Source organism: Candidatus Taylorbacteria bacterium, from assembly GCA_039934295.1.
In the GTDB taxonomy this organism is placed as follows: Bacteria; Patescibacteriota; Minisyncoccia; order Phycocordibacterales; family HO2-43-120; genus HO2-43-120.
The window spans coordinates 1-10,595 of the sequence record JBDTMN010000002.1; the positions used below are offsets into that span (position 1 = coordinate 1).

A 10,595-nucleotide genomic window follows, 5' to 3' on the forward strand; every position below is an offset into this window, starting at 1 on the left:
CCTACAATGCGAACTTCTGGATTCTATTTTCAAACAGAATCAAAGCGAAAAACTGTCATTCATCGGGGGCACGGCTATTCGAATAGTCTACAGCAGTAAAAGATTTTCCGAGGATCTGGATTTTGACAATTTTGGCCTGACATTCACTGCGTTCAAAAAACTGCTCGACGCTGTCATAAAAGACATGGCGACAAAGGGGTTCGAAATCGAATTTCGATTTATAGAAAAATTGGCTTTCCATTGCTATATAAAGTTTCCAGACTTGCTTTTTCTCAATAAAATCAGCCCCCTAAGTAGCGAGAAAATTCTAATCCGTGTTGACGCGGTAGAAAAGGGACGCTTTGTCGAACCGGATATTTCTATTCTGAACAGATTCAATGTCTATAGGAAAATCCTGGTGAATTCTTCGTCGGTCATACTTTCGCAAAAAATACTTGCCATCCTAGAAAGAAAGCGAGAGAAGGGTCGCGATTTTTACGATGTATCGTATCTGCTAGGCCTTACTGAACCTAACTACGAATATCTGCAAAAGAGTCGTGGCTGGGACAAGTCCACCGTCAAAGAAAAGCTCATGGCACGGACGAAGGAACTTGACTTCAAGAAACTTTCGAGCGAAGTCTTGCCTTTTCTCATGAAGCCAGAGGAATCCGATAGAGTCATCTCTTTCCGTCAATACATCGAGCAGAAGTTGTAAAAGGATTCGGAATAAAATCATGCAGAAAAAACCCCAAGAAAAACTGACAATCGAGTTCCCCAGCATCGGCATTTACGTTTTCAAAAAGGTCGAGAGATATTTCGCGGATATAATCTAATGACAACATCAACTTCATACATGTTAATTGCAGGGAGCATTGCCTTCGCGCAAGTACTTTTTCTGCCCGGCTTTATCACGCTTCAACTCATTCGCTTTCGAGACACGCTCGCCTCGAAACTCCTGAGTGCCTTCGCCTTGAGCCTAATGATTAATTACTGGATTATTTTTTTTCTCGCTGCCGCTCACGTGTATACGATCATTGCCTTGGGCATTATTCTCGTCTGCGAAATGTGCATGCTTTTCTTAATCAACAGAAACGGCATACGCGCATTTTTCAAACATTCGCCGACCACGCTATGGTCTCTCATAAAAACTTCTTTGGAACAAAAGTCCGGACTTATACAAAACTGGTTCCGAATTCAGCGGTTGGAACCGAGTTCCCGTTTATTCTTACCAGTCACACTGTTGCTAGTTTTTTTCACATTCGCATACATACTCTATTTATTTGCAACAAATATCGGAACTGTCTTCAATCTATGGGACCCGATTGTCTCCTGGAATCGCTGGGCTGTTGAATGGAGCATGAATGCGCTTCCTCGAAATACTTGGGAGTATCCTCAACTCATTCCCGCAAACTGGTCCATTTTTTATATCTCAATCGGAGCTCCCATACAATATTTCGCAAAGGCAATTATGCCACTGTTTCCGCTCGGCATAATCACAGCTCTTCTTTCGTCGGGCATACGGAAAAAATCCTTGGGGTATATCGCCGCCATTCCAGCAACAGTTCTATTCATGCGATTGATGAACGGTAGCGGTATTATGGCGACCGAAGGATACGTGGACAGCGCCGTGGCATTTTTTTCCTTTATCTCGATTTTAAGCCTCCTCAACGTCGGTGAAGCCAACACACTCTCGTCCAAGCTAAAAATGCTTCTCATTGGTGGACTATTCGCTCTCGGTGCCGCGATGACGAAGCAATCGGGGTTAATCACTGTTGCAATATTTCCGATTTTGGCATGGATAGTGGCTATAAAAAATAACCCCGAATTAAAAAAGCGTTTCTGGAAGCACTTTTTCATATACGTGGGTCTTGCAATCTTTCTTCTCGGACCTTTCTATATATACAAAGAGCTCTCGATTGCCTCTAATGGGGATACTTCGGTTGTCCCTGCCATAACCAATCTCATCTATGGAGAAGGAAGAGGTGCGCTCCAAGTTACAGCCGACGCCCTATATTTTTGTGTGACAAAAACATATGGCATCTTTCTGCTTTTCACATTTCTGCTCTTCTTCGCTTGGCGCGATAAAAAATATCGTCCCGTGATAGTTTTAGCGCTCATTCCGTACACCCTCATCTGGGCATTGTTCTTCAGTTATGACAGCAGAAACCTCTCTTTAGCAATGCCCTTATGGGGACTCTCGGCAGGCATCGGTCTTGAACAATTTGCCATGCGCTTCAGATTGACGCTCGACCTATGGTTCTCAAAAGTGAAAATAATCTGGATTATTCTCCTTGCATTGATACTTTGCATCGCCGTAAGTCCATTCGTTTCAAGAAAAATAGCAGGGGGGTTTGTAAGAGACGAGCGTGAAATATATGACCGAGAATTGAGCGTGCTCATCAGCAATTATTTCGACACCAGAAAAGATGCGGGACAAATCCTAACAAACTTCCCTATTCTCTATTTTCTACCAGCTACGCGCGACCGCATGTATAGTCCATTCGGAGGGTATGATCCGAACGCCGACAATTTTTCCTCCTACAAGAAAGACTCCGCCAGTTCAAAAGTAGCTTATATCTTCGCGGCTTCCTACACGGATTCGCGGACCTTAGATGACATTGATCACAATATTTCGTCAGGAAAATATTCCCTTGTGTTCCGCCGAGGAAAAGATGTGCTGGTTAAAACTAATAATATCGAGCTATGAATATAAGCGTACTCATTCCCGCATACAAGCCCGACGCAAGACTCGTTTCATTCGTCAAAAGTCTTGCGAATCGGCCTTTCAAAAATATTGTCATCATCGATGATGGGAGCGGAGTGGCATTTGAGCAAATCTTCGAGGAGTTGAAAAAGGTGTCCAAGACCGTCGTGGTAAATCACGAAAAAAACCAGGGCAAGGGGGCGGCACTGAAGACGGGGTTTGATTATATTTATTCACACTTGCCCAAATGCGCAGGCATCGTCACCGCCGATGCGGACGGCCAGCATCGGGAAGATGATATTATGACAGTTGCCTCAACACACGAAAAGCAGCCTGATTCATTCATCCTTGGAGCGAGAACTTTCACCAGTGGGGTACCCCTGCGTAGCCGCATCGGAAATAGCAGTACTCGCTTGCTGTTCAAACATTTTTTTAAGTTGAATATATCCGACACACAGACAGGATTACGTGTCATTCCCCGGGCATTTGTTCCTGCGCTTCTCAAAATTCCTTATAACCGCTATGAATATGAGGCGGAGATGCTCCTAGTGGGTTCGCAAAATAAACTGAACATCCTCGAGGTGCCGATTGAGACCGTATACGAAGACAATAATTCTTCTTCGCATTTCAATCCCCTGATTGATTCGATGAAAATATATTTTATCTTGTTTCGATATGTAATTACCTCGATAGTAACAGCTCTAGTTGACTATGTTATATTCATACAAGTATATCCGTTCACGAAAAACGTATTTACAGCCACATTTATCTCCAGATTTTTCGCTCTGTTCATCAACTATCTATTGCTAAGAAACTATGTCTTTCATTCAAGACAATCGGCGAACGGGACATTTCCGAAATACGTTATGCTTGTGATCGTTTCCGGCATGGCATCATCCCTGCTCATCGAGTATATTGTGGGAATAATCGGCGCAAGCATCCTCTTCGCAAAGATAGTGGCAGAATTGTTGATTTACGGGTTCAATTTCTTGGCGCAAAAAACAATCGTCTTTAAATCAAATATCCATGAATAAACAAACTGATTGGGACCGATATTATAATAAGCCTTATAAGACAGCATCGTTTACCCGAAAAATAACGGGGAGAGTTCTGCTAAAAACCGTAAAACGGTTCTATACATCCGATACGCTCTCAATCATTGAACTCGGCGGAGGCAATAGCTGTTTTTGTGATTTGCTTATGGAGAAATTCAATGTAGAGCGATACGATATCGTTGACAGCAATCAATTGAGCATCAATTTGGCTAGAAATAAATCTGACAGAATTCATGCTCATCTCGACAATGTACTGACAATAAAACCAGAATCGCTTGGTAAAGCTGACCTAGTATACAGTGTCGGGCTTATTGAGCATTTTTCGATCGAGAATACAAAAAAAGCCATCGAGACACATTTTGCCCTGGTAAAAGATGGCGGACTTGTGATGATAACTTTTCCCACGCCGACTTTTCTCTATAAAACAATCAGATATTTCGCGGAATTATTCCGCATGTGGATTTTCCATGACGAAAGACCACTTCAGTTCGACGAAGTCGCGGAAACCTGCATAAAAAATGGAGAAATAGTATACCGCAAAATTATCTGGCCCATTCTTTTGACACAATATATAGTGGTCGTTAGAAAATCAAATAACAGAGGTCAAAATGCGGTATCAACTGCCGACAAAAAGAGCGGCGTCATCAGCGAAATATAATTGTCATCATTCATGGAACCAATCATTGAAGTAAAAAATATCGGCAAGAAATACAACATCGCCCACGAGCGCGGAGGGTATATTACCTTGCGTGATACTTTGACAAATGTTTTCAAAAATCCAGTATCATTTTTAAAGACCAAAGCAAAAAGAATCACTGGGCTAGAGAAAAAAGAAGAATTCTGGGCACTCAAGGATGTGAGCTTCACCGTGAACAAAGGAGAGGTCATCGGCATCATCGGACCAAACGGGGCTGGCAAATCAACTCTGCTCAAAATTCTCTCGCAAATTACCCCACCCACGAAGGGAGAGATCATCTTGCGCGGCAGAGTCGGCTCCCTCCTTGAGGTTGGCACCGGCTTCCACCCAGAGCTCACCGGCCGTGAAAATATTTTCTTAAATGGCGCAATCCTAGGCATGACCAGGAAGGACATCGCCTTGAAATTCGATGCTATTGTGGAGTTCGCAGGAATTTCGAAATTTTTGGACACACCGGTTAAATACTATTCCAGCGGAATGTATGTTCGACTCGCTTTCTCGGTCGCCGCCCATATGGAACCTGACATCCTCATCGTTGATGAAGTCCTCGCAGTCGGCGACACAGAGTTCCAGAAAAAATGCCTCGGCAAGATGGAGGAGGTTACGAAGAAAGAAGGAAGGACCATCCTGTTTGTGAGTCATAATACGAGTGCAATAGAAAGACTCTGCTCAAAGACTATTCTGCTTCAAGATGGAAAAATCAAAAAGATCGGGAAAACCGCAGATGTAATAAATTACTATATAAATAGCGGGGTGGCTACGAACGCCATAAACGAGTACCAGATTAAAGACAGAATAGATGCACAGATAACAAAAGTAAGCATTTTGGATAAAGATGGGACGCCAAATGCCAAGATACCTGTCGGAGAGAACTTCTTCATTGAAGTCGATTTAGATGTAAGAAACAAGTTGGAAAAGAAACTGATTTTCCTACATTTTTACTATCAAGGAGACCTGCTTCTTTTCTCGACCGAAGGCGACTCCGATGGCAAATACAAAGACTATGAGGTCGGAAAATACAAGACACGAATTCTAATACCATCATTCTTATTCCAAATTGGTACCATTTTCCTTATGGTCAGCTTAAAAAATCTGTCGGAAGCAAGCGGGTACGTTGATATGGTCAAAGATATTGTCATCGATATTAAGAACGAAAACAATCCTAGAAAAAAAATGCAAGGAGATGACTACTGGGGAAAGTTATCTTGCATATTAAAGTATGAAACACGAAAAATAGAAATTAGTATATGAAATCAATGGTTAACAAAATTGCCAAATTTGTCTCAAATAAAAATCCTGATGAAATTGTTAGGATTATTTATCTGTATTTTTCCAGCAAAATCCAAAATTGGAAAGTAATAATTTTTTTTAAAAAAATAAAGAATAACTTTTTTCAGGTTAGATTCTTTAGAAAGCATGCCGGCAAAAATCGGCTCATATTCGATATTGGGGCCAATATGGGAAATAAAACCGATATTTTCTTAAAACTTGGATGCACTGTCGTGGCTATCGAACCACAGCAAGATTTCGCCAGCTATCTACGGGTAAAATATTCCGGTAATAAATTCGTCAAAGTCGTACAAGTTGCGCTCGGGGATAAGGAAGGTTCTGCTACCATCAATACGTCTTCAATATATCCAGGATTCTCCAGTCTTAATAAAGATTGGCAAAAAGGAACGAAATATCACACCTTCGACAAAACCGAAATGGTCGCGATGCAAACTCTAGATAACCTGATAGATAAATATGGTCTCCCGTATTTTTGCAAAATTGACGTGGAGGGATATGAGCTTCAAGTGATTGAGGGTTTGCACGAGAAGATTCCCCTGCTGAATTTTGAATTCCATTCAGACGATATGAAATCAATCAAAGATTGTTCTTCGAAGCTACTTTCTTTGGGATATCAACACTTCAACTTTGTAATTGAAGAAAATTCAAAGATGGCGCTTTCTAAATGGGTAAAAGCAGATGAGCTTCTAGAAAAAATAACGACGTGTGGAGGTAAAAAAGGAATTACCGCTTGGGGAGACATCTACGCAAAATGATTAAGCATATAAAAAAAACAATCCGCCGAGCGGTAAGAAATCTCACAGGTTTCGACCTGAGTACTATCAGGGTCAAATTAAACCAGGATTTTATCGACCAGAAAAATCTGATGAAAAACGCGAAGGTTAGAATTATTTTTGACGTCGGCTCTAATGTCGGTCAGACAACCCTAAAATACAAAAAGATTTTCCCGAATGCGCAAATTTATGGGTTTGAGCCATATAGTACTGTATTTGAAAAATACTCAAAGAAATTTGAGAAGGACAAGCTGGTAAATCCAACGAATGTGGCCTTGTCAAGCAGTGATGGTTATTCCGAATTCTTTGTTAACGACCATCATTATACTAACTCACTTATACCAATCAATACGGGTAACGGAGAAGACACCCTAGTAAATAAAATGATAGAAAAGATCACCGTTAAAACAGAAAAACTTGATTCTTTCTGCAAAAAAATGAGTATAGATAAAATAGATATAGTAAAGCTCGATGTTCAGGGCGGCGAACTGATGGTTTTGGAGGGCGCAATCGAGAATTTGTCCGAGCACAAAATATCGCTCATCTATACCGAAGTGGAGTATTCTCCTTTATATCTGAATCAACCTCTTTTCGAGGATATAAAGAACTTCCTGGAAAAATTCGACTACAGGCTATATAAAACTTACTACGAGCCAAACCAGGAGTCAAAAAAATTACTATCTGGCGATGCAATATTCTTGAGTCCAGAATTTGCCGCATCAAATTCAAGTCAAATATGAAATATTATAGCCAATACAAGCAAGACGAGTTCCTGGATAAAAATGTTTTCAAAGGAAAGACCGGTGGTTTTTTTATTGAAATGGGCGCGGACGATGGAATTACTCACAGCAACACATTATTTTTCGAAAAGGAGCGGAGTTGGAATGGAATTTGTGTGGAACCACGAAAAGAAGCGTTTGGTTTATTAAGAAGAAATAGAAGATGTTATTGCGAAAATGTATGTATATCCGACGTCCACGGAGAAAAAGCCTTCCTTTCTATCGATGGACACTCTTCGCAATTAAGCGGACTTCTAGACAAATTTGATAGAAGGCACATAGAGAGGATTGAGAAAGAATCGACGCAAAGAAATACTGTGGTCGTTCCGTGTATTCTTCTTGAAGATCTTTTAAACAAATATGGCATAAAAAATATAGATTATTTCAGTTTAGATGTAGAAGGTGGAGAACTTGGCATTCTTAAGTCAATTGATTTCAATAAAGTAAAAATCGGTTGTATTTCAGTTGAAAATAATTACGGAAATGAAAACATAAGACGTTTTCTTGAATCTAAAAAATATCGCTTCATGAGCCAGTTAAAGATCGATGAAATATACGCTCTAAAAGATAGCGCGTTTGATTCTTACAAAGAACCTCTCTCAAGAAAAAGTGACAGGTTTTATAGAAAATGCAAGTCATTCATAAAACATATTATCGGATATGAAAAAAATTAAACTAGTCACAAGCTATCCCAATTGGCCACTAGCCCGCCAAACGCCCGATGAAAAAGGAATATGGGGCAATTGCCAATTTCTGATTGATGATAACACCAAAGACTGCGACTGGTGCGTAGTGTCAGACTCGCTTAAAAAAGATGAGATAATTTACTGTGACCCCAAACACACAATACTCATTACCGCAGAACCACCAAGTATTAAAACGTATAACAAGAAATTTGTTCGACAATTTCATACCGTCATTACCTCACAGACTAAGATAAATGCTCCGAAAATAATTCATTTTCCCCTACTTCCTTGGTACATTGGCGCTCATTTCAATTTAAATGAAAAAAGATTCGATACATATACAAAAAACTATAGTGAGTTATCGAATGCTCGCTCTCCGGAGAAATCCAAACTTATTTCCATCATAACATCAAATAAAAATCGAACCATCGGGCATCGCGCCAGGCTCAGATTTTTAGAACGAATCCAAAGACACTTTGGCAATCGTTTAGATGTTTTCGGGTCGCGAATCAATACCATATCTGACAAATGGGATGGTATTGCGCCATACAAATATCACATAGTTATAGAAAATAGCTCCTGCAAAGATTATTTCTCTGAAAAACTGTCCGACGCTTTTCTGGCAGAGGCATATCCCCTATACTTCGGTTGCCCCAATATTTTTGATTACTTTCCAAAGGATTCGTTAACAGTTATAGACATCAATGATCCCAATCAGGCAATAAAAACTATTGAGCAAACTATAGAAAATAACTGTTTCGAGAAATTCCGAAAACAAGTCATCGAATCAAAAGAATTATGTCTGAACAAATACCAAATATTTCCAAAATTATGCCAAATTATTAATGAATCAGTGGATGATTCGCTGAGTAAAGGCAAGGAACAGATAACTTTGAAACCGGAGGCTTTCTTTATTGAACCATCAGTTACCCACAAGATCAAAAAGAGAATAAAAACATTAATGAAATGGGCACTAAAAAACTCTGGATATGATTTGGTAAAAATCCCGATTAATCCATATGTAAATGATCCGGATTTTGAAATATACAAAAAGATAGCGGATGTTCCCGGCTTTTTATCTTTTGAGGCTTTCAAACTCTTTTCTTGCTTAAAACAAATATCACTTGAAGATTCAAGCAATGTAAAACAATTCGGTATTCTCGAAATTGGTGTATATTGTGGAATGAGTTTGCTCGGCTTGGGGTTAATTTACAAGGACAAAAAAATTGTAGGAGTGGACCCTTTTTTTGAATCTTTCGATGAGACTTCATTCAATGCTGAAACCGAATTTCTGCGCCATAAGTCTAATAATTTAAGCGGTGCGGAGAGATATAATAGATTGCAAGAAAAGGGTAATATCTTGGGTATCGGAAATAGAATCGATGTAAAGAAAATGACACAGAAGGATTTCCTAGAGAAAATCAAGCCGTGTAAGTACCAAATGATTTATGTCGATGGAGAACATACCTACCAATCGATAGTAAGTTTCCTCGAGAGGATAGATGAGCTCTTGCCCTACGATGGTTTTTTGGTTTTGGACGACTTTCTGAACGCTGGTTTTCCAGGATTGTCTGAAGCCATACATTTGCATCCATCTTATAAAAAATCGCTCTTTCCCGTGTGTTACGCATTCAACAAAGCTGTATTTTTATATAAACCGAAGGAAAAATATCTTGAAGAAGTCAAGAATAAAATTGATGATTTCGTGGCTAAAAACGTATTCAAGAGCCATAGATCCGATAGGGACAATTCGGTCGTAATAAATTAAAAATAATAGAAATGAAGGATTTTAAAACACCCATACTTCTCATAATCTTTAATCGACCTGACACGACATCAGTAGTTTTTGAAGCTATTCGCCAAATTCGTCCGAGACAGCTCTTTATAGCTGCCGACGGACCAAGACTAGACAAGCCAGAAGATAATCTCGAATGTAGAGCTTCAAGAGAAATAGTTGAATATATTGATTGGCCATGCGAAGTAAAAAAACTATTTCGGGATAAAAATCTGGGGTGTGGCCATGGTGTATCTACCGCAATAAACTGGTTCTTTGAAAACGTAGAAGAAGGAATAATTCTTGAGGATGATTGTCTCCCAGACCAGTCTTTCTTCAGGTTCTGCGAGGAACTTTTGAAGTATTACAGAGAAAATGAGAGAATAATGCATATTAGCGGTAACAATTTCCAAAGTGGAAAAAAGCGAGGAAATTCGTCTTATTATTTCTCCGAATACACCCATAATTGGGGTTGGGCAACATGGAAAAGAGCTTGGGAGTACAATGATTTTCATTTAATAGATGAGAAGCGACGACTACATATTTGGGATAAACAATGGATGATCTCGGTAAGAAAAAGAAACGGATTAGCTGTACTACCAAATGTAAATCTGGTTTCGAATATCGGTTTTGGTGAAAACTCGACTCATACCAAAGGCGATTCAAAATTTTCGCGGATGCCAACCGAAAAAATGCAATTTCCTCTTCTTCACCCAAGAAAGATCAGACGCAATATCCAGGCCGATTTTTTGACCTGTAAAGAGGTTTTCAACGGAAATCTTGGCAAATTTATTTTTGATAACTCATTGAGATATATTCCAAAATCATTCAAGTCTTTCGTAAAAAATATTTAAAAAA

10 protein-coding genes are annotated in these 10,595 nt (G+C 39.6%); all 10 read left to right on the top strand.

The features are described 5' to 3' along the window. Window positions 1–694, top strand: a 694-nt coding sequence (locus ABI430_00545; GenBank protein MEO8637374.1) for a nucleotidyl transferase AbiEii/AbiGii toxin family protein, incomplete at its 5' end; no start/stop codon positions are given. Window positions 695–811: 117 nt separating this feature from the next. Then, window positions 812–2,686 (top strand): hypothetical protein, encoded by a 1,875-nt coding sequence (locus ABI430_00550; protein MEO8637375.1) that lies wholly within the window; start codon window positions 812–814, stop codon window positions 2,684–2,686. Beyond that, window positions 2,683–3,717 (top strand): bifunctional glycosyltransferase family 2/GtrA family protein, encoded by a 1,035-nt coding sequence (locus ABI430_00555; GenBank protein MEO8637376.1) that lies wholly within the window; start codon window positions 2,683–2,685, stop codon window positions 3,715–3,717. The genes ABI430_00550 and ABI430_00555 overlap by 4 nt, the downstream gene beginning before the upstream one ends. Then, on the top strand, window positions 3,710–4,396 hold the full coding sequence (locus ABI430_00560) for a class I SAM-dependent methyltransferase (protein ID MEO8637377.1): 687 nt from the start codon (window positions 3,710–3,712) through the stop codon (window positions 4,394–4,396). The genes ABI430_00555 and ABI430_00560 overlap by 8 nt, the downstream gene beginning before the upstream one ends. Window positions 4,397–4,408: 12 nt before the next feature. Further along, on the top strand, window positions 4,409–5,686 hold the full coding sequence (locus ABI430_00565) for an ABC transporter ATP-binding protein (protein MEO8637378.1): 1,278 nt from the start codon (window positions 4,409–4,411) through the stop codon (window positions 5,684–5,686). Then, window positions 5,683–6,480: an FkbM family methyltransferase gene (locus ABI430_00570; protein MEO8637379.1), complete on the top strand. Its 798-nt coding sequence runs from the start codon at window positions 5,683–5,685 to the stop codon at window positions 6,478–6,480. The genes ABI430_00565 and ABI430_00570 overlap by 4 nt, the downstream gene beginning before the upstream one ends. Next, window positions 6,477–7,238 (top strand): FkbM family methyltransferase, encoded by a 762-nt coding sequence (locus ABI430_00575; protein MEO8637380.1) that lies wholly within the window; start codon window positions 6,477–6,479, stop codon window positions 7,236–7,238. Before ABI430_00570 ends, ABI430_00575 begins: the two co-directional genes overlap by 4 nt. Then, entirely contained in the window at window positions 7,235–7,951 is a 717-nt protein-coding gene (locus tag ABI430_00580) for an FkbM family methyltransferase (GenBank protein ID MEO8637381.1), read from the top strand. The genes ABI430_00575 and ABI430_00580 overlap by 4 nt, the downstream gene beginning before the upstream one ends. Further along, entirely contained in the window at window positions 7,938–9,731 is a 1,794-nt protein-coding gene (locus ABI430_00585) for a class I SAM-dependent methyltransferase (GenBank protein ID MEO8637382.1), read from the top strand. Before ABI430_00580 ends, ABI430_00585 begins: the two co-directional genes overlap by 14 nt. An 11-nt stretch (window positions 9,732–9,742) precedes the next feature. Continuing rightward, complete coding sequence (locus ABI430_00590) at window positions 9,743–10,591, top strand: nucleotide-diphospho-sugar transferase (protein MEO8637383.1); 849 nt, start codon at window positions 9,743–9,745, stop codon at window positions 10,589–10,591. Window positions 10,592–10,595: the final 4 nt, after the last annotated feature.